Here is a 21650-nt window from a genome sequence, read left to right as displayed (position 1 = left end):
ATCGCACGGTGAGTAACGCGCTGCCATCCCGAAGCCAACGAACGAACAACGCCAACGCCGGCTACGGCTACGGCTACGGCTACGGCTACGGCTACGGCTACGGCAGCAACGCTCCACTACGGCAGGTGTACTCCTCGATCACGACACCTGAATCGAACGATCGGGTTCTGGTCAAAGTAAAGGTCCGCGGCTTGTAGGGAGTATTGCCGAACATGTCGATTCCAGAGCCGAAGACGACAGGATTTCGTTTCAGAACGAGGCGGTCGATCTCAGGCAGAAGTGTGCCTGCCAACTCGCCACCACCACAGAGCCAGATATCCAGACCATCTTCTCGTTTCAAGCTGCGAACCAAGGCAAGTGGATCATCAGTGAGGGTGATCGCCGGATCGACTGCGCGTGAATGGCGGCTCGCCACAATTTGCTTCAGGTGCGGGTAGGGGCTGGTGATACCGATTTCAAGCGCAGGGGCGAGGGTGTTCCACCCCATGATCACCGTATCGAATCGCGTCTTCGGCGGCTCGATTCCCAGCGCCGCATGCGCGTGGCCTGGCAGCGCATCCGCGTACTCGCCGAACACCACGGACGCGTGGTCGCCTTCAACGAGGAACGCGTCGAACCCGCCAGTCGGGTCGGCTATGTACCCGTCGATACTCGCGGCGATGTAATAGATGAGTTCTCGCATTATGTCTCCAATCACGACATTTGTTGTGGTTAAACTACAACAGCGGTCGTGGTTTGGCTAGCATGATTCATATGGCACGCAACGATGAACGACGCTCCGCTCTGGCCGATGCCGGGATCCGCGTGCTCGCCGAGGAAGGAGCCCGGGGTCTCACCCACCGAGCCGTCGACTCTGCGGCGGGCACGCCACGCGGCACCGCTTCGAACTACTTCCCCACCCGCGACGATCTCATCTCTGCACTGGTCGACCGCATCGGAGAGCGACTCACACCTCATCCCGAGGCAGTTTCTTCGCGCTCAGCCCGGCTCCCCGACCGAAAGTTGTTCGCCGACTACCTGCGTGACGTCGTGCGGAGACTCAGCGCCGACCCGCATGTGTCACTAGCTCTCTTCGAACTGCGCCTAGAGGCTGCGCGACGCCCCGCCGTGGCCGAGGCGCTCGGGGCGTGGCGACAGCGAGCATTCCAGGATGACGTCGCATTCAACGAAGGCTCCGGCCTGCCCGGGGGACAGACCGAAATCGCCTTGTTCCACTACGCCATCGACGGACTGATGCTCGACAAACTCACCGCACCAATCGACACCGGGCTGTCCATTGACGCCGCTATTGACGAGTTCGTCGACCGCCTAATTCGGTAGTCATGGTCGCGACACTCGCCCGACACCCATCACAGGGCGGCCGACGCGAAGTCCTGCACCAAAACAATCGATGTTTGACTCTCCAGTATCAGCTCATTACCAACCCCACCCCGCTCTCTGCTGCCCCGCTGCCCGGGCCGGACTCCGCCGACCGCGCCATCCGGGCTCACGCACGTGCGGCTTGCCGTTGATCATCACGAGTTGCCAGGCCGAGGTATGGATCGTGGCGTGATGGAACGGGCATAGCAACGCCAGGTTGTCGATATCGGTACGACCGAGAAGAAAAGTGCTGCTGACCCACGGCACGACATGGTGCGCCTGACATCGCGATGGCGGCACCGTACATCCGGGAATCACACAGCCCCCGTCGCGCGCGGCGAGGGCTCTTCGTTGTCGGCGACTGGCCAGCCGCTTGGTCTTGCCCTGGCTCAACACCTGACCAGACGAGCCGAAGACGGTCGCTGTGAGGTCTGCATCGCACCCGAGCATCTGGATCGTGCTCATCGGAATCGGTTCTGTGCTGCCGTCTATCCACCCGACGCCGCTCCCCGCTTCGAGGTCGCTCACCGTGACGTGCACGTTGGCTGTGGGCGCGGAGCCGTTCAGTCGAGATGCCGCCGGCGACGCAGCCGCCATCTCGATGAGAGCCATCACCGCATCGAGAAGCTTCTGCTCTGACGTGCGCGAATCGACCACCACGAGGCCATCCGGGTCGGTGGTTCCATGCACGACCGCGCTGTCACGTTCGCCAACACCGCCATCGCCGAACCTCGGCGCCTCCGGATCAGCGGTGCGCGGGCTCAGAATCGAGTCGACCGCCGCAAGGAACATGCCCAGCTGCAGAGGGGGAAACGCGTACCGCCCGCGAGCCATTCCATCAGCCCCCACCTTCGGGTAGCTGAACCCGCGCAATTGCTGCTTGACAGCATCCCGAGGTTCGGCCCCGTCAGGGTCGAGATACTCACGGATGCGACTGGCAAGGCGAGCGAGGCCGTCGACCGTGTGGCGGGGCGCCGGCAAGCCCATCTCGTGACTATCGCCTTCAACAACCTCAGTGGCGGCGTCGACCAGGCATCGTTCGGCCTCGTCGACCGCCTCGGACCATGTGACACGCGACACCACCTCGGAAAGAGTGCGGCAGATGATGGATGCCGCATCGACTCCGAGAGCCCCCGAGAACACGGCCCGCTCGACCTCGGGGAATCTGCTCGGCAGTGATAGCCCCGTAGGAGAGATCGAGGAACGCACCTGCCGCCCCAGAATCATGCGCCCCGCGGCCGTGCGCTCAGATATGTTCGCGGTGGCCGCGACCAGCTTCTTGGCAGTCGCAAACCCGTGTCGGTATGCCAGGCCGGAGCCCTCGAGCTCACGGCGCGACTCGTGCTCGACCTCTGCTGCCACCCACATGCGGGCTGCATCACCGGCCCGGCCAATCTCTTCCCACGCGTGCACCGCCTCGAGTAGGCCATCGCCCGACACGGCAGCCGACCCCGCACCGCGCTGCTCGTCGAGCAGCTCACGCAGACGCGCGGCAATGTCGCCGAGCGATGCGTCGTGAAGATCCATACGAGAATTCAAACAGCAGCCACTGACATTAGGTTCGAGCCATCAAAACAGCTTTGATCAGGACATATACCTGTGGATAACTCACCCAACCATCCCCCTGTGGAGTACGGGACGCCCAACCACGCGCACGCCCGCCGAGCCACATCGCCCGACCCTGGCTAGCATCAGAACCATGCCCATAAAACTGGAGAACGTCGGCATCGCCGTGACCGACCTCGACGCCACGATCGCCTTCTTCACCGACCTCGGCCTCACACTCCTCGGCCGAGACGAGGTCAGCGGGGAGTGGGCCGACACCGCCGTCGGCCTCGACGGCAACCACGCGAAGATCGCACTGCTGCAGACCCCCGACGGCAACGGCCGAATCGAGCTCTTCGAGTACATCAACCCCGACGCCATCGAGACGTCGCCCACCCTGCCGAACGAGATCGGCATGCACCGGGTCGCGTTCTCGGTCGACGACATCGATGAGTCGCTCGCGATCGCGGCGAAACATGGATGCACCCCGCTTCGCGGGGTGGCGACCTACGCGGACATCTACAAGCTCACCTACGTGCGAGGCCCCAGCGGCATCATCGTGATGCTCGCGCAGGAGCTGCAGAAGAGCGCTGCACCAACCGAGTAGCTATCTCTGCCCGCGCCCTGAGAGCGTTACGGGGTCAGGCTCCAAGCCTGGCGCCTGGCGCCTGACCCCGACACCTCAGTGCTGGGGAGCGTTCGCCGCGGCGAGGAGTCCCTCGACCATCGCCCGGTCGATCGGCATCCCCGGGAATCCGGCAATCCGACCGATCGGGAACGCGCCCATCATCTTCTGCATCGCCTCATCGTCCGGCATCAGCGCGGAGGCCGCGCCGCCCAACGTCTCGGTCAGCTGCTCGAACGCCTGTGCCACGAGCGGGCCTGCCACGGGGTGCGCAAGCACCTCGCCGATCGAGGAGTTCATCGTGAGGGGCAGCACAACGGCGTCTCCCGCAACGGCGAGCGTGGCCGTCGACCGAATGTCACGGCTGGAGGCGGCAGCCTCCACGGTGTACTCGCCCGATTCGACGATCCACTGATCCACTCGCACGTCCCAGTACGCGAGGTCAGCGCGGCGGACGAGCAGCACAACCTCGCGCGTCTCGCCGGGCTCGAGCGCGACGTTGGCGAACGCCTTCAGCTCTCGCGGTGCACGCTGAACGATAGACGAGGCGAGCGAGGTGTAGACCTGCACGACCTCGCGTCCTGCAACCGACCCGGTGTTCGTGACGGGCACGCGCACCTCGATGTCGCCATCGGCCGTCTCGCTCGCGGCGACCTGGCCATAGGCGAACGTCGTGTACGAGAGTCCGTGCCCAAACGGGAACGCGACATCCTGCGATCGGGCGTCATACGCGCGGTAGCCCACAAGAATGCCCTCGCCGTAACGCACGTGCCCGAGCTCGCCGGGGAAGTTGCCGAACGAGGGGTTGTCTGAAAGCCGCAGCGGGATCGTCTCTGTGAGCTTGGCCGAGGGGTTCACGACACCGTAGAGAACGTCCGCCGTCGCTCCGCCGCCGGCCTGCCCGAGCAGCCACCCGTCGAGGATCGCCGGCACCTCGGAGGCGAACGGCAGCGCGACCGCGCCTCCGTGGGAGAGGACGACGACGGTGCGAGGGTTGACCGCACGCACCGCGTCGACCACAGCGAGCTGCTCGACAGGCAGGTCGATGTGCTCGCGGTCGTAGCCCTCCGACTCGTCGCGGGCCGGAAGCCCGAGGAAGACGACGGCCACCTCCGCAGCTGCAGCCGCAGCGACCGCCTCCGCGCGCAGCGCGTCGACATCGGCGTCGGCATCGCCCGAGCCTCCAAGCGTGAAGCCCGGCGCGAAGACGACCTCGCCCGTCGCGAGCGCACGGATCTCATCGAGCGCGGCATCCAGGCGCGTGGGGTTGATGAGCGACGATCCCGCACCCTGGTAGCGGGGTGTGCGAGCGAACTCGCCGATGACGGCGATGCGGGCATCCCTGCTCAGCGGCAAAACCGCGTCGTCATTCTTCAGCAGCACGATCGAACGACCCGCCGCTTCGCGCGCAAGCGCGTGATGCGCGTCGACGTCGAGCGGGCCGGGCGCCGCCGGACGGACCTGCGCCTTGCCCACGAGATCGAGGATGCGTGCCGCGGCGACATCCAGCGTCGCCTCGGGCACGGAGCCATCCTGTACAGCCGCGACCAGTTGCGCGTCTGTAACGCCGCCGCTCGCCGGCATCTCGAGGTCGAGACCGGCGGCGAGGGCGGCGACCCGGTCGTTGACCGCACCCCAGTCCGAGACCACAAGGCCCTCGAAACCCCACTCGTCGCGCAGCACCTGCGTCAGCAGCCACGGATCTTCAGAGGCGTACACGCCGTTGATGCGGTTGTAGGAGCACATGACCGTCCACGGCTGCGCGTCCTCCACGACGCGCTGGAACGCGCGCAGGTAGATCTCGCGCAACGGCCGAGGGTCGATGTCGCTGGAAACACGCATCCGGTCGGTCTCTTGGTTATTCGCGGCGAAGTGCTTGAGCGAGGTGCCGACCCCCTGCGACTGGATGCCGCGCACGAGAGCCGCCCCCAGGACACCGGCGACGATGGGGTCCTCCGAGAAGTATTCGAAGTTGCGTCCGCACAGCGGCGAGCGCTTGATGTTGACCCCAGGCCCGAGGAGCACCGCGACGTCCTCTATGGCCGACTCCACCCCGAGGGCGACGCCGACACGCTCGGCGAGCTCGGGATCGAACGAGGATCCGAGCCCGACGGCGGGCGGAAAACAGGTCGCCGGAACGCTCTCGGCGATTCCGAGATGGTCGGTCGATCCGACCTGCTTGCGCACGCCGTGGGGCCCGTCGGTCACGAAGATCGAGGGGATGCCGGCGCGCTCGATGGCCTTCGTTGTCCAGAAGTCGGCACCGCTGGTCAGCGATGCCTTCTCCTCGAGCGTGAGGTCGGCGGCGGCAGTGGGAGAGGTGGAGTCGGTCACGACGGGCCTTTCATTGGGAGGGATCAGCGGACTGCTTTGATGGGCCATACGGCAAAGGCACCGAGCACGCTCAGCGCGATGCCGACCGGGAACAGGCCCGCGTAGCCGAATGCGAGAACGATGAGACCTCCGACACCGGGGGCGAGGGTCTGCGGCAGGGTCGCGGCGATGTTGACGACGCCGAGGTCTTTCGCGAACGACTTGGCAGACGGCAGCACCTCGCTGACAAGCGCGGTGTCGACGGCCTGGAACATGCCGAAGCCGAGGCCGGAGATCAACGAGAACACCATCCAGACCTCGATAGTGGGCCAGATCCACGGCAGCAGCAGGGCGATGCCCACAACGGTCGATGAGGCGAACACGAAGATCTTGCGGCGGCCGAGCTTGTCCGACAAAGGACCCGCGAGGATCGTCGAGACGAGGATGCCGGCGAGGCTCAGCAGGCCCAAGACCGGGATGACCGTGGCCGGGTCGGCAACGTGGAAGTAGTCAGTCAGCAGGAAGAACTGGTAGCCGGTGACGGAGAAGTAGCCCGTGTAGAGCAGCAGGCGACCGGTGAAGGCCCAGAAGAAGTCGCGGTGTACAACCGGGTTGATCCAGAACGTACCGACAAAGTCGCGCAGCCGGAAGGGCTCGACGACGATGTCGCGACTGGAGTGGTCGGGGTTGACGGCGATGAAGATGGCGAGCATCACGACAGCGAAGACGGCGAAGACGATGTAGCCGGCCGCGATGCTGCCGAGGAACATCGACGCGAGGATCTGCCCGCCGAGCGCGCCCACCATGAGGCCGATGCCGCTGAGCGCGGCAAACGTGCCGCGTCGGCGCACGGGCACCCGGTCGGGCATGATCGCGCTCAATGGTCCCTGCGCGAAGTTGTACGAGATCTGCACGAGCGTCCACGCGATCGTGATCCCGACGAGCGAGTTCGCGAACGCGAGGCCGACGAGCGCGAGGCCGCCCGCGAGCACGCCGAGGAACATCCAGGGTGCACGTCGCCCGAAACGCGAGCGGGTGCGGTCGGAAAGCTGCCCCGCGATCGGCTGGGCGATCATCGCGGCGAGCGCGCCGATCGTGGCGGCGATGGCGAGGTTGGCCACCTTGTTCTCGGAGTCGAGGTTGGCGATCTGCTGCGGCAGCAGGATGCCGGGAATGGCTCCCCAGATCACGAAGATCGAGAAGTTGGCGGGGATGATCCACCAGAGGAGGCGGTTCACTGTTCCTCGCACGGGCGGGGGCGGATCGTCGGAGCCACTCGCTGTGGCGACGAACGTGCCCTTTGTGATCGGCGAGCTCTGTGGAGGAACGGAATTGGACGACAGTGTCATGGGTATTCGCCTTCGGGTGAAGGACGTCTTCGTTGACGTCGTGAAAACCATATGGCATTCGGTGTTCGTGGACAAGTGGCGATTGCTGTTTACTCGAGGCATGTCAAAACGAGGTTCGTACGCCAAGGGCGTCGCCAAGCGCGAGGAGATCCTGGAGCGTGCCCTGGAGGTCGTCGCACAGCACGGCTACCAGGGAGCGTCCGTCAAGGAGATCGCCGAGGCGGTCAGTCTCAGCCAGGCCGGCCTGCTGCACTACTTCACGAGCAAAGAGGAACTCTTCGCCGAGATCCTCCGCACACGTGACAAGCACGACCAAGCAGCGTTCGCCGAACCCGAATCCATGGTCGACCCGACGGCGTTCCGACGAAGCTACCTTGCGGTCGTCCGGTACAACGCGCAGGTTCTCGGGCTCGTGCACCTCTTCGCACGCATGAACGTCGATGCTGCATCACCGGAACACCCGGCACATGCATACTTCCGCGAGCGGGGCGTCGGCTTGCGCGGCATGCTCTCCGATATCGCGCGCACGGCATGGGAGGGCGAGACTGGCCCCGCAGGAATGCGTCCCGAGCAGTTCGCCGCGATCGTCCAAGCGGTGACCGACGGTCTGCAGGCCCAATGGATGCTCGACCCCGAGATCGACATGGCGGGTACGATCGACGCGCTTCTGGCCGCCCTTATTCCCGGATCCGCAGCTCCGGGGGATGCCGACTGAGCATCAGTCGGCCAGGATCCGCCGCCGTGCCATCCACACCACGACTAACCCGAGCCCCACCGCGACAAGCACGCCCCCGCCCACCCCACCGGCGAAGCTCACAACGGTCAAGCCGACGGCAACCCCAGCAAGAATCACCGCATCGGCCTGCCACGCGGCCACCACAAGAGCCGATGCATCCCCCGCGGGCGTCGGTACCGGAGCCATCAACGTCAGCGGCAGCGGGCCCTTCGCCGAGTCATACACGCGCACGAGAACGAGCAGCAGCACGCTCAGCACGGCCGCCGCGAGCGCGGGCCACACAACGGCGCCCCACAGTAGAACACCCACAACGACTCCCGCAGCGGAGAACACCACGCCCCCGACCACCGGCAGCACCGTGTGCAACCCGACGAGCCTCAGCGTCGAGACGCCATACAGCGGGGGCGCCGCCGCGACCTCGGCCACGTGGCGGAATCCGTCGCTCCACACCCCCAGCGCGAGGAACCCCACGATCGCCGCGGCGCAGGCTGCGATCCACACCGCGACCCCGGATGCGCCGACCGCCACCACGATCAGCAGACCGAACCCGAGGCATCCGGCGCACGCCAGAACGAAGCGCGCCGGCGTGCGCAGCGAGCCCACGAGATCGCGCCGCGCGAATACCCACACCAAGCCACCCCACCGACCGCCACCACGGCCACCTCGGCCCATCGCCGACAGCCCGCGCCCGCGCCGCGGAACGGCCCTGAACTCCCCCATCGCCATCGCCAGATCTCCCGTGAAGGCGAGCGTTCCGGCGGTCTGCCAGCGCTGAGCCTGGGCGAGCAGCGCGGGCCCGCGAAGCCCGTCGAGCAGCATCGGAATCACCGCGAGCGCCGCCGCGGCCAGAAGCCCGAGTCCGCCCAGAGAGAGGCCGGCGTCAGCCACGTCAGCTGCCGCCGGAAACAGGGAAGCGAACCATCCCCACGGCAGCACACTGGCGCTCCCGGGCACCACCACCCACGCGGCCCACGTCGCCAGAACGCCAACGACGATCCATGCGCGAACCGCAGCCGACGCGCGCTGGCCGAGCAGCCAGCATCCGCCGCACACCACGCCGATGAGCGCCCCCGCAACCGCGAACACGATCGCGCCGGCCACCGAGGTGGTGCCCACGGCAACGAGAACGAGCGCAACGAGCAGCGCGATTCCCGCCCCAGCCACCGCAAGCGCAAGCACGCTTCGCGCCACCGGTCTCAGCAGGGTACGGCGCCGCGGATGCCCATTGCCAGCCACCGCAAACACGAGAAACGGCGACAGCAGGGCCGGCCCGCGAACGCCGCCGAGCGCCACAAATGCGGCGCACGCGAGCGCGAAGACGGTGCCGCTCACGGCAGGCCCGACGGCAACAAGCACAGCGGATGCCGCGGGCTCGGCCAGATACAGAACGACGGCCCGCAGAATGGGCACCACCACGATCGCCGCGACCATGATTCCGGCATAGACGGCGTAGGCCACGTCGCCGCGCGAGTTGCCCTCGGCGCGCTCCCGCCTGATCGAGCGCACGGCCCGCAGGGCGACGGCAGTCTCGCGACTCACGCGTCGAAGCCCGAAGGGTCGGAGCCCGCGTCTCCCGCGTCGCCGCCCAGCTGAATCGAACGACTCGCCACCGCCTCCCTGAGCACCACACTGTGCGTCGCGAACACCACCGTGCGCCCGGCCGCGATCTCCTGGCGCAGAACCTCGATCACGATGCCGAGCCGGTCGGGGTCGAGCCGCTGCTCGGGCTCGTCGAGCACCAGCACCTCATACGGACGCACCACCGCGAGCGCCAGCGCGAACAGCTGCGACTGCCCCGACGAGAGCTCGTGCGGAAACCTCCGTCGAAGCGCGCCCAGCTGCCACCGCTCGAGCTCTGCGGCGGCGCGCTGCCGTGCATTCTCGACTGACGATCCCCACGACGCCGCGACCAGTGCGAGGTGCTCTTCGAGCGTAAGGTCGCGAGCCACGGGAGGCCGTCCGATCGAGCCGCTCACCGCCCGCCGAAACGCAGGGCTTCGCTCGTCGATCGGCGCCCCGTGGATGCGCGCCGCCCCCGAAGTCGGTCGCGCGAGACCGGCGAGGATCCGCAGCAGGGTGGTCTTGCCTGATCCGTTCGAACCGGTGACCGCAAGGGACTCCCCAGCCGCAAGAGAGAACGAGACCGGCTCAAGAAGGGCCACCTGATCGATCGACAGAGCACATTCTTCGACTTCGACAGCGCTGGTCACGCTCTTCAGTATTGCGCAGCGCTCCTCTTCATGAAAAAGAGGCAGGCGGCGCACGAAAACCTCCTCTCTGGTCGATCGCTCCTGAGTTGCAGCGGCGGCACCCACGAGGACAGAGTCGATGGGCGCATCCGCTGCTGTTCGGCACACCCGCGCCCCGACGACCAGGCGCGGATGCTCCCAACCGGCGCGGACGCCTTCGCCACCGCCGCACAGGTCACGATTCGACATTCATGGGAACGGTTCCACGAAAACTCTTGACTCCCAGCACACCTCGACCTAGTGTTTCTCGAAACCCATGGGAGCGCTTCCACGGCCTATGAACGGCCATAAATGAGAGCGCTCTCTTGCCCTGCCCACGCACACAAAGGAGTGACCGTGAAAACCTCACGACGAAGAATCGCCGCATCTGTCGCCGGCGTCGCAACACTGGCATTACTCGCAACGGGATGCGCGGCATCCGGTTCGTCTGACGGCGGTGACAAGGGCGACAAGGTCACCCTGTCGATCACCACGTTCGGCACCATGGGCGTCGACGCCAACTACAAGAAGTACATGGAGGAGAACCCCAACGTCACCATCGAGGCCACGAACCTCGAGGGCGGCGGCGCGGCTCGCGACGACGCCTACGCCAAGATCGCGGCCGGCACCGGCCTCAGCGACATCGTGGCCATCGAAGAGGGCTGGCTCGGCACGATCGCCGAGGTCTCCGACTCGTTCGTCGACCTGCGCGACTACGGAATCGAAGACAAAAAAGACACCTGGCTCGACTGGAAGTACGAGCAGGGCACGGATGCCGATGGCCGGGTCATCGGCGCCGGTCTCGACATCGGCCCGCAGGGCCTCTGCTACCGCGGCGACCTCTTCGAGGCCGCGGGCCTTCCGAGCGAGCGCACCGCAGTCGCCGAATACTTCGGCGGCGAAAACGCCACGTGGGATCGCTTCTTCGAGGTGGGCCAGGAGTACAAGGACAAGAGCGGCAAAGCGTTCTATCACAGCCCACGATTCTTCTGGAACTCCTTCGTGAACCAGCAGAAGGAGGGCTACTACAAGAAAGACGGCGAGACCCTCAACATCGAGGGCAACGACGTTCTGAAAGACCAGTTCGTGAAGATCGTCGAGGCTGAGAAGGCCGGACTCGGCGCCGGACTTCCCGGATGGGACGTCGGCCCCGAGGCCAAGGAAGGCAAGTACGCCGTGTACATGTGCCCGAGTTGGATGCTCGGAATCGTGCAGGGCTACTACGACGAGGGAACCACCGACAGCGGCTGGGACTTCGCCGACGTTCTTCCCGGCGGATCGGCCAACTGGGGCGGCGCCTTCCTCGGCGTCTCCGAGTCGAGCGAGCACAAGGAGGAGGCCGCGAAGCTGGCCCTCTGGCTCGCCGCTCCCGAGCAGCAGGCTGCATCGTTCGAGCTGGCCGGCCCCTACCCGAGCACCGTCGAGGGCCAGAAGCTCGTCGCCGACACGAAGAGCGCATTCTTCAACGACGCTCCCATCGGTGAGATCTTCGCCGCCCGCTCCGAGGGTGTCATCGCTCAGGTGAAGGGACCGGAGGACTCGAACATTCAAGACAACGTGTTCGGCCCGATCTTCGACCGAGTGAGCCAGGGCGAGATCACCGACGGTGAGACCGCCTGGAAGGAAGCCATGAAGCTGCTCAACCAGATCGTCGGCTAGCTTCCCGCTCAACCCCGGGGCGGCTCGACAGGCTCAACAGGACCGACAGGTGAACCGCACATCTGTCGCGGGCCTGTCGAGCCGCCCCATCCACCACCTGCACCCCGCGTCGCCTTTCGGATTGGCTCAAAGATGACCAGCTCCACCCTCACACGACCCGCTCGTGTCGATCTGACCTTCAAGCAGAAGCTCGCCCGCTTCGACTACAGGGTCTCCCCCTACCTCTATATAGCGCCGTTCTTCATTCTCTTCGCGCTCATCGGTATCTTCCCGATCGCGTACACGCTCAACGTCTCGCTCTACGACTGGCACCTACTCAAGGGCCAGGGCGACTTCGTCGGGCTCAACAACTACGTCTCTGTGCTCAGCGACCCGTTCTTCTGGAACGCGTTCCGCAACACCATCAGCATCTTCCTGCTGTCCGCCATCCCCCAGCTGATCATCGCCACGGGTCTTGCGGCCCTTCTCGACCAGGCGCTGCGCGGCAAGACCTTCTGGCGCATGAGCATCCTGTTGCCGTACATCGTGGCCCCGGTCGCCGTCGCCGTGATCTTCGCGCAGATCTTCAACCAGTACCACGGCCCTGTCGCCGGGCTCCTCGAGGCCTTCGGGCTCGAGCCCATCCGCTGGGCGTTCGACGTTCTGCCCTCGCACTTCGCGATCGCGAGCATGGTCAACTGGCGCTGGACGGGCTACAACGCCCTCATCCTGCTCGCCGCCATGCAGGCCATCCCGCGCGACGTCTACGAATCCGCCGCGCTCGACGGCGCCAACAAGATCAGACGGTTCTGGTCGATCACCGTTCCCATGATCAGGCCCACGCTCATCTTCGTGGTCATCACCTCTACCATCGGCGGGCTGCAGATCTTCACCGAGCCGAAGCTCTTCGACGGCCGCACGAACGGAGGCAGCGACCGCCAGTTCCAGACGATCGTGCTCTACCTCTACGAGCTCGCCTTCCCCCGCCGAGACTTCGGTCGGGCATCCGCCACCGCCTGGATTCTCTTCCTCATCATCATCCTGGCCGGGCTCATCAACTTCGCCATCACCCGCGCCATCCGCACGGCCGACGCGAAACCCGTGCCCATCGCATCCGGGCCCACGGCCGCGCAGCGAGCGAAAGGAGCGGCGTCATGACCGCGCTCATCAGCAGGCCGAATACAGAACCGGATGCGACGCCGCGGCTTCTCGAGGCCGAGCGTCGGTCGCGTCGAAAGAAGGCCTACGAGCGCCCCGGCATGCTCACGTACGCGCTGCTTGCGGCATTCTTCGCCGGATCGGCGTTCCCTCTCTGGTGGTCATTCGTCATCGGCAGCCGCCAGTCATCCGATACCAATCTCGTGCCCCCGGCCATCCTGCCCGGCCCGAACTTTCTCGACAAGGCCGCCGAGGTCTTCGCGACGGTGCCGTTCTGGCAGGCGCTGGCGAACAGCATCATCATCTCGGGCGCCATCACCATCTCGGTGGTGTTCTTCTCGACGCTGGCGGGCTACTCGTTCGCCAAGCTGCGCTTCAGGGCCAGCAACGGGCTGCTGCTCGCCGTGATCGCGACCATGGCGATTCCCACCCAGCTCGGCATCATTCCTCTCTTTATGCTGATGGCAGAGTGGCACTGGATCGGCACCCTGCAGGCCGTGATCGTGCCCGGGCTCGTGACCGCCTTCGGCGTTTTCTTTATGCGGCAGTACCTGGTCGACGTGATTCCCGACGAGCTCATCGAGGCCGCCCGAATGGATGGCGCGAGCATGTGGGGCACGTTCTGGCACGTCGCGGTTCCGGCCGCGAGGCCCGCCATGGCCGTGCTGGCCTTATTCACATTCATGGCCGCCTGGACCGACTTCCTCTGGCCGCTGCTCGTGCTCGGCCCGCGCAATCCGAGCGTGCAGACTGCGCTCGCCGCGCTCAGCGCCAGTGGCGGGCAGACTCCCGACAACTCCATGGTTCTCGCGGGCGCCGTGCTCTCGGTGATTCCTCTTCTCATTCTGTTCATCGTCGCGGGCAAGCAGCTCGTGGCGGGAATCATGCAAGGCGCGGTGAAAGGCTGACATGACCATCGACATCCGGCCCACAACGATTCAGAGCCCCGAGGGCAACCCCGACTACCGGGATTCCGGCCTCGTCTTCGATACGGCATTTGTGATCGGCTCGGCCACCGCCGCGTATCAGATAGAGGGAGCAGTCACGGCCGACGGGCGCGGCCCCTCGATCTGGGATACGTTCAGCGCGACACCCGGCGCCATCGTGAACGGCGACACCGGCGAGGTGGCCGACGACCACTACAACAGGCTCGAAGACGACCTCGATCTGATGGCCGATCTCGGCCTCGAGGCCTACCGATTCTCGATCGCCTGGCCACGCATCCAGCCTCTCGGCTCGGGGCCGGCCAACTTAGACGGGCTCGACTTCTACGGGCGTCTGGTCGACGGATTGCTCGACCGCGGCATCCGGCCCATCGCCACGCTGTATCACTGGGATCTGCCGCAGGCGCTCGAAGACGCGGGCGGCTGGACGAACCGCGAGACCGCATATCGCTTCGCCGAGTACGCCCGGCTCGTGGCGACCGAACTCGGCGACCGGGTGCAGGTCTGGACCACGTTGAATGAGCCGTGGTGCAGCGCGTTTCTCGGCTATGGCTCGGGTGCGCATGCGCCGGGCCGCACGTCTGGGGCCGATGCCCTCGCGGCGATGCACCACCTCAATCTCGCGCACGGCCTCGCGGTGCAGGTATTGCGCGAGGTCGTGCCGAACGCAGAGATCTCGGTGACACTGAACTTTCACGTTCTTCGAGGCGACGACGAGACCTCGCCGCAGGCCATCCGGCGTATCGATGCGCTGGCCAACCGCTCGTTCACCGGGCCGATGCTCGCGGGCGGCTACCCCGCCGATCTCATCGCCGACACCGCCGAGGTCACCGACTGGTCGTTCGTGCGAGCTGGCGATGCGGCGATCATTCATCAGCCGCTCGACTTTCTGGGGGTCAACTACTACTCCACGGCCAGGGTGCGCATGTGGAACGGCACGTCGCCGCGCGAGAACGCCGACGGGCACAAGGATGTCGGTGGGTCGCCCTGGCCGGGCAGCCGCGACGTCGAATTCGTGCAGCAGGATGGGCCGTTCACGGCGATGGGCTGGAACATCGCCCCCGACGGTCTCGAGGAGCTGCTGGTGTCGCTGGCGTCGCAGTTCCCGGGGCTGCCGCTGATGATCACCGAGAACGGTGCGGCGTTCGACGACGAGGTCGTGGGCGGCGCCGTGGGCGAAGTCGTGGGCGCTGTCGACGGCGCCAGGGTGCACGACGTCGAGCGGCTCGACTACCTGCGGCGGCACTTCACGGCGGCCCATCGGGCGTTGGCGCGCGGGGTCGATCTGCGCGGCTACCTCGTGTGGTCGCTACTCGACAACTTCGAGTGGGGCTACGGATACAGCAAGAGATTCGGCATCGTGCACGTGGACTACGAGACGCAGCAGCGCACGGTCAAGGACAGCGGGCGATGGCTCTCGAAGCTCATTCGCTCGCACGTGATTCCTGAATAGGGCACCCAGCGCGACACCCGAGGGAACACCACATAAAGTGATCCCAGCGTTCTTGTGTGCGCTGAACGACCATCTCGACCAACAGATCGCAGGGCACCCACGTGACGACCGACATCCCCCGCGTTGACCCGGGCGTCGGCGATGCGCCGGGCGCGGGTGCTGCGCCGGGCATGCGTGTTGCGCCGGTCGCGACGCTCGAGGGCGTGGCCGCGCTGGCCGGTGTCTCGAAGTCGACGGCGTCGCGGGTGATCAACGGATCGCCGCGGGTGACCGAGCAGGCGATCATGCGAGTGAACGCGGCCATCGCGCAGCTGCACTACGTGCCCAACCGGGCGGCACGAAACCTCGTGCGCCGGCGCACACAGATGATCGCGATGGTAATTCCCGAGCGCACGGCGGCGTTCTTCGCCGACCCCTACTTCGCCGAGGTGATTCAGGGCGCAGCCATGTACGCGTCGTCGACCGACTACACGCTCACGCTGCTCATCGAGAGCGAGGCCGACGCCGAGAAGACTCACCGCTTTCTGCAGAGCGGAAGTGTCGACGGAGCCCTGCTGCTGTCGCACCACAGCTCGTCGGCGACCTACCTCGAGCTGTCGCGCTCACTGCCGGTGGTCTTCGGAGTGCGTCCCCTCGACGACATCGGCTTCGAGGCGCACACGGTGGATGTCGACAACGCGGCGGCCGCGGCGCTGGCAACGCAGCGTCTGATCGACCGCGGGTGCACCCGAATCGCGACGATCACGGGGCCTCTCACCGCTACGGCCGGGCGGGATCGCCTGGCGGGGTGGCGCGCCACGCTTGAGGCGGCCGGGCTTGTGGGCGATCCTGCTCTCGAGCTGGTTGAAGAGGGCGACTACACCCCGGCCAGCGGAGCGGCGGCCGCCGAGCGGTTGCTCGCGCGCGGGGTTCCCTTCGACGGACTCTTCGTCGCCTCGGCCCAAATGGCGTCGGGCGCTCTGTCCGTTCTGCGGGAGCACGGGCTCTCGGTTCCGCACGATGTGGCCATAAGCACGATCGACAACAACTCCTTCTCTACAGACACGAAGCCTCAGCTGACGACCGTCGACCTGCACACCTCTGACAAGGGTGCCGAGATGGTGAAGGCACTGCTGGCGTTGATCGCAGGAGAAGCGATCGAGCACGAGACGTGGATTCCCATCGAACTCGTGGAGCGCGGGTCGGCGTAGGGCTGCCGCTGCAACTCAGGTTCGACCGGGTCACCGCGTGCGAAAACACGCTGAGGTCACCATTGCTCCTGAATTGCAGCGCGACCTGGTGAAGCTCGAAGCGCGAGGAGCGCCCGGAGCGCCGTGCCGTGCGCAACGGCGCTCTCACCACCCGCCACCAGCGCGCATCTCGGCCCCGCCACAATTCAGGAAGAGTGCACAACCTACGTGCGAAAACACCGTCCTGGGCAGCTCCGCCCTGAGTTGTGCCCTGTCGACCCAATTGAGGCCTAGGCCATCCGATTCGCAGCAGGACGCGACTCGACGGGCGCTCATCGTGTTGAGACGCTGCGTCCACTTGGCACCCGATCTAAGTGCCCGATTCCAACTACCATCGGACCGTTGGGGGACACTCGAAGGGACTCCGAATGGATCAGTATCAGTGGCTGGGCGATCTTCCAACGTGGATCACTGCGGGCGCGGTAGGCATTGCTGCCCTTCAGTTTGCCGCCGACAAGAGGCTGCGAGCGATCGAAGAGGCACGCGAATCGAAGGCTCAAGCCACCGGCCTGACCGCTTGGACCGTCAGCGACATCGAGACTCACAACCCGAAGGTTCTTGGTGTGGTCATGTCCAATTCGTCGGGGTCAACGTTCCACGACGTGAAGATCACGGTCAAGATCGACGGCACACGGGTGCCGTGGCCTATTAGTTTGAAAATCCTTCCCCCGGGAACATATTTCGTCGCCCACACTCCGAAGGGCAAGTTCATCTGGGACTTCCCCCTCCCCGTCGAGGCCTGCGCCGGAGTCCTTCAGCCGTATATGAACACGGACGACTACCAGATCGAGAGCATCGAATTCGCCGACAACCTCAACCAACGTTGGTCGACCGATGCGCGAGCGGTGCTGACGGCGCTGTGACCGATATGGCTGGCATCGATTCTGCCCGCCATCCCACCCACCGGTCCGGTCTCCTCGATGGGCGATGGTGTTCGCATCGATGCTTACCGGCGATTCCTCAGAGAAGCCGTTGGGCTCACCGCTATCGACAGAATCGACCTCGTTCTACCGCTCACCGAGGCATATCAAGCCGACTACCCCGACCTGCTAGCAGACCGCAACACCGACGTCGAAGGTTACCTGCAGCCGTTGTCAGGCAAGACAACCCTCGACCTCGTCGTCTAATTCGGTTTGCCGACGGCGGCCATTGACGTAGCCCGCTACATCACCGCTTGAATGCGACGGTCGAGCTCATCGAGTTCGGCGAGCAGGTCGGATGCAACCCACACTCGATCCCTCTTGCGTCCGGTGATCTCGCGGATCACACCCGCTTCGACGAGCCGACCGATTGCCGCGTACGCCTGTACCGTCTTGGCGCCCGAGTATCGCTCGACGTCGTCGGCAGTCATAACGGGATGGTCGAAAAAGACGGGCAACAAGCTGGCGACCGCCGACCCTCTCCTCGGCTTCACCTCGTCGACCCATTCGGCGGGGAGAGCCTTGATCCGATCGATCGATCTACGCGACTCCAGAGCTGCGACATGCGCCGCCCGAGTGAACAGCCCGATGATCGGAGCGGGATCGCCTCTGCGGTACGTTCCCAGCGCACCGAAGTAATCATTCCTCCGCGCCAGGATCCCCGACGCCAACGGGATCACCGCGTGCATCGTCACTCCGCGTCGCCTCAGCGAAGCCGCGACGAGTGCTCGGCCGATGCGTCCGTTGCCGTCGGTGAAGGGATGGATCGACTCGAACTGAGCATGGGCGATCGAGGCCTGGACAAGGGCAGGAATGTCGTCGCGGTTGAGATAGCCGAGAAGATCGCGCATCAACGACTCGACCCGTTCGAGTGCCGGAGGAATATGCAGGGCTCCTCTCGGCGAGTAGTCCGATCCGCCGATCCAATTCTGCATGTCGCGCAATCGACCCGCGTAGGGGGCCTCGAACGGGTCATCTCGCATGAGCGCTTGGTGTGCGGCGAGCAGATCGGCGAGCTCGAAGGCACCGCGGTCACCGACGGTCGTCACCAGCTCATGCAGCGCGTTGCTCGCAGCGACCATACTCACGGCCGACGAGTTGCTTCGATTGCCGGCGATCGCTCGCGCAAAATCCTCAGCATTGGCGGTTATCCGCTCGATCTTGGAAGAAGCCACAGACTCCGTGCGGATCATGAATCTACTGAGCGCAGCAGAGTGCCCCGCTGCGTCGGTGTCAGCTTGGGCTATTGCGATGAGCGCACTCTCGGTCGCGGACATGAGCGCTAGCGACGGTACATAGTCGAGGTGTTCGATGAACGGCGGCACAGTGGCGTCGATCGAGCGCACCATTCTGTCGTCGCGGGTTCCGGCCCGGGTCGCCTGCTGCCACGCAAGGCTTTCAAGTCCGTGTTCGGGCCAGGGGGAACCGACCGGGGAAGCGTTCATACCGAAATTATGATCGCGTTACTTCGGTTTAGCAACAACAAGCCGAAATAACAGCGACTCTCTTTCGGCCTATTGGGTCGCTGATCTCATGGGCTCAGCACCGGCCCTGGGCAGTGATGCTCAGTCCGTCAGTCGTGCCCCGAATGCTCGTCTGCTGCACTGAGACCGTCGCCGACGGCGTACCGAAATAGGCTCTGCCGCTTCAATGGCGCCGTGATGGCCGGGCAGCGCTAGAGGCGATCCTGTGGAATCCGGCGCCTACGCGCCCCGGCCAGCACCACCAGGGCGAAGCCGCCCAGCAATGCCGAACCGGCGACGAGCGCCGCACCATCGGTATCCACCCCGGTCGCAGCCAGCGTCGACGCGCGTGCTGCTGACGACGAGCCTGCGGTCAGCACGACCGCATCGGCGGTGGCGGGTTCGAAGTCGGCGTCACCGGAGTACACGGCCCCGATCTCATGCCGACCCTTCGGGAGTGTGACCACCGACAGATGGGCCGCGCCATCCGCTCCGACAGCCACGGGGCTCAGCGCCACACCGTCGACACTGAACGTCACCCATCCGGTCGGATCAAGCGCCGAATTTCCGCCGTCGACCCGGGCGTGCACGGCCTCGGCGCCGCCGTCGGCCGCGGTCGAGATGCTCAGGGCGTGCAGTGCCACCGCCTTGCGCACGGCCACGCGCAGGGGTGCAGAGACGGTGTCTACGTTGACGCCGTCGCGCGAATACTCGACGGTGATGACGTGCTCGCCCGCCGTCACTAGCCTGCCCGGCACCGTGAAGTGCCGCGACCCGTCGGCGTCGTCATGAGCGGACTGCCCCATGACCACGCCGTTGAAGAGGAACCGCACGGTTCCCTTCGGAAGCGGCGTGCTCGGACCGCCGACGACGATGTCGAAGGGTGACCCGGCCGTCAGCGACTCACCATCGGGGTAGGTGGGCACGAGAATAGGCGCGGGCGCTATCTGAACGGTCAGCACATCGGAGGTCGACGACGTATACACGGAGTCACCGCCGTAGACGACGGTAATGAGGTTTGCGCCGTCCGGCAGGTTAGTCGAGAGCGTCGCTTCCGACCCGGCATCGAGGGTCACCTCGCCCAGCGGGTAGGTGCCGTTGAAGAAGTTGACCGTGCCGGTGGGCATCGGCAGCCACTCGGCGGCACCGTCGAGCTCGGCGGTCAGCGTTGTTGTGCTGAATCCGATTTCGTTGATGGTGGTGTCACCCGTGAGCAGAATCGGCGCGACGGCCATGGTCGTGGTCAGGGTGAAGTCCGTGCTGACCGACGACGGAATGGCCGTCTCGTCGTCCGAGGCGAACGCGAGATGCACCGCTTCGGTGCCCACCGCCAGGCTGCCGACGATGAAGGGCCCATCCGACAGGTTCTGGGTCTGCAGGATGCTGTCGGTCGCGGAATCGATCAGGCTCACGGTTCCGCTGGCCACGCCGGCCGATGCCACCACCGTGGGGCTGATCACGAAGTCATTGCCCACCGACACGGTCAGGGTCGATGCCGAGGCGTCGTATCCGGTCGTGGAGTAGGGACCCTGCAGGTAGCTGATGACAACCGAGCCGCCGGCGCCCGCGTCGGTCGTCGAGGCGAGCACGGAGTTGGAGAGGACACTCGAAATGAAGCTCTGGCCACCGCCGCCACCACCACCGGAGTCGCGATAGTTTGCGCTTCCGCCCGACCCACCGCCGAAGCCGACGTGGTTGCCACTGTCCCAGCCGCCTCCGCCACCACCGCCACCGGCGCAGCTCGAAGAGCTGTCACCAGGGCCGCCCTCGCCGTAGAACTCACCGGTGTTCGTCCCCATGCCGCCGGGAGAGGATTGGCCTGACCCCGCATTATCGACATCGGCCCAGCCGCCTGATCCGCCCTCGGCCCCGCCGGCCCAGCCACCACCGCCACCCCCGGCAGCTGCGACGGCGATCGGTGTGCCGAACTGCGCCTGCTTCGCCCAGAAGCCCGTCGAGCCGCCACCACCACCTCCGGATTGCCCGCAGTCTCCGCTGCCACCGCCCTGCCCGCCATAGCTGGCGCCATAGCCGGGCTCTCTTCCGATGCCTCCCACCCCGCCGACCACGAATGCGAAAACGTCACCCGGCACGACCGCCAGATCTCCGGTGATCGTCGCGCCCATTCCGCCGACCGCCGCATCGCCGGCGACCCCTCCGCCCGCGCCCGTCAGCGTGACGGTCACCGTGCTTACTGCCACGGGAACTGTCCACGATCCGTCGCTCGTGAACGTCACCGTGTGCGCAACCTCGCCCGCGCTGTCAGCCAAGGCCGGGGAGGCGGGGCCGGCAGGCATGGCGAGACCTGCCATGGCGATCGCTGCGGCGCCGAGCAGAACGGCGATGCGGCGAGAGCCCGTGCGATCGAGAGTCTGGGCTGATGACATCGGGAACCCCGTTTGGTTAGCGCAACAACGACGGAGTCGAACCGCCCAGCACCTGATGGCCGGGCTCCCCCCGGGCTCAGACTAGGGCACAGAGCGGATGCTGCGGGCGGTTTGGCTACAAATCGTCACGAACCGTGTGAGCCCGCTCCCGTTGCGACACACCCGCGATGTCGATAGGGTCTGCTGCACGAGTAGGTGACATGTTGTAGTCACGCCGCCAGTGCGGCGGTCGTGTTCATGATGGTCTCGAACTCGATGGGCGTCAAACGGCCCAGGCGGGGTTGGCGCCTCCGGCGGTGGTAG

At 65.8% G+C, this 21650-nt stretch carries 18 protein-coding genes; 10 read left to right on the top strand and 8 right to left on the bottom strand.

All coding sequences use genetic code 11. The features are described 5' to 3' along the window. Nucleotides 1-97: 97 nt before the first annotated feature. Nucleotides 98-682 carry a dihydrofolate reductase family protein gene (locus TZ00_RS03640; RefSeq protein ID WP_044439444.1) on the bottom strand — a complete coding sequence of 195 codons (585 nt, stop codon included), beginning with the start codon at nt 680-682 and terminating at the stop codon, nt 98-100. A 71-nt stretch (nt 683-753) separates the two neighbouring features. Here TZ00_RS03640 and TZ00_RS03635 point away from each other — a divergent pair, with 71 nt between their 5' ends. Next, nucleotides 754-1320: a TetR/AcrR family transcriptional regulator gene (locus tag TZ00_RS03635; protein ID WP_044439443.1), complete on the top strand. Its 567-nt coding sequence runs from the start codon at nt 754-756 to the stop codon at nt 1318-1320. 96 nt (nt 1321-1416) lie between these two features. Here TZ00_RS03635 and TZ00_RS03630 read toward each other — a convergent pair whose 3' ends face one another. Continuing rightward, a complete protein-coding gene (locus TZ00_RS03630; RefSeq protein ID WP_044439442.1) occupies nt 1417-2886 on the bottom strand; it encodes an HNH endonuclease signature motif containing protein in 1470 nt (489 codons plus the stop codon). Between the two features lie 172 nt (nt 2887-3058). Between TZ00_RS03630 and TZ00_RS03625 the strand changes: the two genes are divergently transcribed. Beyond that, nucleotides 3059-3511 carry a VOC family protein gene (locus tag TZ00_RS03625; RefSeq protein WP_044439441.1) on the top strand — a complete coding sequence of 151 codons (453 nt, stop codon included), beginning with the start codon at nt 3059-3061 and terminating at the stop codon, nt 3509-3511. A gap of 75 nt (nt 3512-3586) precedes the next feature. On the opposite strand, the gene TZ00_RS03620 is transcribed toward TZ00_RS03625, so the two are convergent. Beyond that, complete coding sequence (locus TZ00_RS03620) at nt 3587-5863, bottom strand: glycoside hydrolase family 3 C-terminal domain-containing protein (protein WP_044439440.1); 2277 nt, start codon at nt 5861-5863, stop codon at nt 3587-3589. A gap of 23 nt (nt 5864-5886) precedes the next feature. Beyond that, on the bottom strand, nt 5887-7191 hold the full coding sequence (locus TZ00_RS03615; protein WP_044439438.1) for an MFS transporter: 1305 nt from the start codon (nt 7189-7191) through the stop codon (nt 5887-5889). A gap of 100 nt (nt 7192-7291) precedes the next feature. On the opposite strand from TZ00_RS03615, the gene TZ00_RS03610 reads away from it, so the two are divergent. Continuing rightward, nucleotides 7292-7906, top strand: a complete 615-nt coding sequence (locus TZ00_RS03610; RefSeq protein ID WP_044440203.1) for a TetR/AcrR family transcriptional regulator — start codon at nt 7292-7294, stop codon at nt 7904-7906. A gap of 3 nt (nt 7907-7909) precedes the next feature. Here TZ00_RS03610 and TZ00_RS03605 read toward each other — a convergent pair whose 3' ends face one another. Both TZ00_RS03605 and TZ00_RS03600 read right to left on the bottom strand, forming a co-directional pair. After that, complete coding sequence (locus TZ00_RS03605; protein WP_044439436.1) at nt 7910-9466, bottom strand: hypothetical protein; 1557 nt, start codon at nt 9464-9466, stop codon at nt 7910-7912. Continuing rightward, the gene (locus TZ00_RS03600; protein ID WP_084605899.1) at nt 9463-10365 is read right to left on the bottom strand and encodes an ABC transporter ATP-binding protein; all 903 of its coding nucleotides are present in this window, start codon (nt 10363-10365) and stop codon (nt 9463-9465) included. The genes TZ00_RS03605 and TZ00_RS03600 overlap by 4 nt, the downstream gene beginning before the upstream one ends. A 147-nt stretch (nt 10366-10512) precedes the next feature. On the opposite strand from TZ00_RS03600, the gene TZ00_RS03595 reads away from it, so the two are divergent. From TZ00_RS03595 to TZ00_RS03565, 7 genes are all read left to right on the top strand, one after another. Beyond that, complete coding sequence (locus tag TZ00_RS03595) at nt 10513-11814, top strand: ABC transporter substrate-binding protein (protein ID WP_044440200.1); 1302 nt, start codon at nt 10513-10515, stop codon at nt 11812-11814. 132 nt (nt 11815-11946) lie between these two features. Then, a complete protein-coding gene (locus tag TZ00_RS03590) occupies nt 11947-12951 on the top strand; it encodes a carbohydrate ABC transporter permease (protein WP_044439435.1) in 1005 nt (334 codons plus the stop codon). After that, nucleotides 12948-13859, top strand: coding sequence for a carbohydrate ABC transporter permease (locus tag TZ00_RS03585; protein ID WP_044439434.1), 912 nt, complete (start codon nt 12948-12950; stop codon nt 13857-13859). Before TZ00_RS03590 ends, TZ00_RS03585 begins: the two co-directional genes overlap by 4 nt. A 1-nt stretch (nt 13860) precedes the next feature. After that, nucleotides 13861-15348, top strand: coding sequence for a GH1 family beta-glucosidase (locus tag TZ00_RS03580; protein WP_044439433.1), 1488 nt, complete (start codon nt 13861-13863; stop codon nt 15346-15348). 101 nt (nt 15349-15449) lie between these two features. Continuing rightward, nucleotides 15450-16538 (top strand): LacI family DNA-binding transcriptional regulator, encoded by a 1089-nt coding sequence (locus tag TZ00_RS03575; protein WP_238579568.1) that lies wholly within the window; start codon nt 15450-15452, stop codon nt 16536-16538. A gap of 407 nt (nt 16539-16945) precedes the next feature. Then, nucleotides 16946-17440: a hypothetical protein gene (locus tag TZ00_RS03570; RefSeq protein WP_044439432.1), complete on the top strand. Its 495-nt coding sequence runs from the start codon at nt 16946-16948 to the stop codon at nt 17438-17440. Nucleotides 17441-17497: 57 nt separating this feature from the next. Next, the gene (locus TZ00_RS03565) at nt 17498-17704 is read left to right on the top strand and encodes a hypothetical protein (RefSeq protein ID WP_044439431.1); all 207 of its coding nucleotides are present in this window, start codon (nt 17498-17500) and stop codon (nt 17702-17704) included. Between the two features lie 35 nt (nt 17705-17739). On the opposite strand, the gene TZ00_RS03560 is transcribed toward TZ00_RS03565, so the two are convergent. Together TZ00_RS03560 and TZ00_RS20480 are read right to left on the bottom strand one after the other, a co-directional pair. Then, nucleotides 17740-18942, bottom strand: a complete 1203-nt coding sequence (locus tag TZ00_RS03560) for a Fic family protein (RefSeq protein ID WP_044439430.1) — start codon at nt 18940-18942, stop codon at nt 17740-17742. A gap of 230 nt (nt 18943-19172) precedes the next feature. Further along, nucleotides 19173-21347 carry an Ig-like domain-containing protein gene (locus tag TZ00_RS20480; protein ID WP_052521249.1) on the bottom strand — a complete coding sequence of 725 codons (2175 nt, stop codon included), beginning with the start codon at nt 21345-21347 and terminating at the stop codon, nt 19173-19175. Nucleotides 21348-21650 lie beyond the last annotated feature (303 nt).

The organism is Agreia bicolorata, assembly GCF_000938265.1.
GTDB lineage: Bacteria > Actinomycetota > Actinomycetes > Actinomycetales > Microbacteriaceae > Agreia > Agreia bicolorata.
The sequence above is the reverse complement of the archived record's forward strand: the minus strand, read 5'-3'. Positions and strand labels throughout refer to the sequence as shown.

Coding starts and splice junctions, on each gene's coding strand:
- TZ00_RS03640 (WP_044439444.1), bottom strand. CDS start 682: ATGCGAGAACTCATCTATTACATCGCCGCGAGTATCGACGGGTACATA.
- TZ00_RS03585 (WP_044439434.1), top strand. CDS start 12,948: ATGACCGCGCTCATCAGCAGGCCGAATACAGAACCGGATGCGACGCCG.
- TZ00_RS03615 (WP_044439438.1), bottom strand. CDS start 7,191: ATGACACTGTCGTCCAATTCCGTTCCTCCACAGAGCTCGCCGATCACA.
- TZ00_RS03635 (WP_044439443.1), top strand. CDS start 754: ATGGCACGCAACGATGAACGACGCTCCGCTCTGGCCGATGCCGGGATC.
- TZ00_RS03560 (WP_044439430.1), bottom strand. CDS start 18,942: ATGAACGCTTCCCCGGTCGGTTCCCCCTGGCCCGAACACGGACTTGAA.
- TZ00_RS03630 (WP_044439442.1), bottom strand. CDS start 2,886: ATGGATCTTCACGACGCATCGCTCGGCGACATTGCCGCGCGTCTGCGT.
- TZ00_RS03570 (WP_044439432.1), top strand. CDS start 16,946: ATGGATCAGTATCAGTGGCTGGGCGATCTTCCAACGTGGATCACTGCG.
- TZ00_RS03625 (WP_044439441.1), top strand. CDS start 3,059: ATGCCCATAAAACTGGAGAACGTCGGCATCGCCGTGACCGACCTCGAC.
- TZ00_RS03580 (WP_044439433.1), top strand. CDS start 13,861: ATGACCATCGACATCCGGCCCACAACGATTCAGAGCCCCGAGGGCAAC.
- TZ00_RS20480 (WP_052521249.1), bottom strand. CDS start 21,347: ATGTCATCAGCCCAGACTCTCGATCGCACGGGCTCTCGCCGCATCGCC.
- TZ00_RS03590 (WP_044439435.1), top strand. CDS start 11,947: ATGACCAGCTCCACCCTCACACGACCCGCTCGTGTCGATCTGACCTTC.
- TZ00_RS03565 (WP_044439431.1), top strand. CDS start 17,498: ATGGGCGATGGTGTTCGCATCGATGCTTACCGGCGATTCCTCAGAGAA.
- TZ00_RS03600 (WP_084605899.1), bottom strand. CDS start 10,365: ATGTCGAATCGTGACCTGTGCGGCGGTGGCGAAGGCGTCCGCGCCGGT.
- TZ00_RS03610 (WP_044440203.1), top strand. CDS start 7,292: ATGTCAAAACGAGGTTCGTACGCCAAGGGCGTCGCCAAGCGCGAGGAG.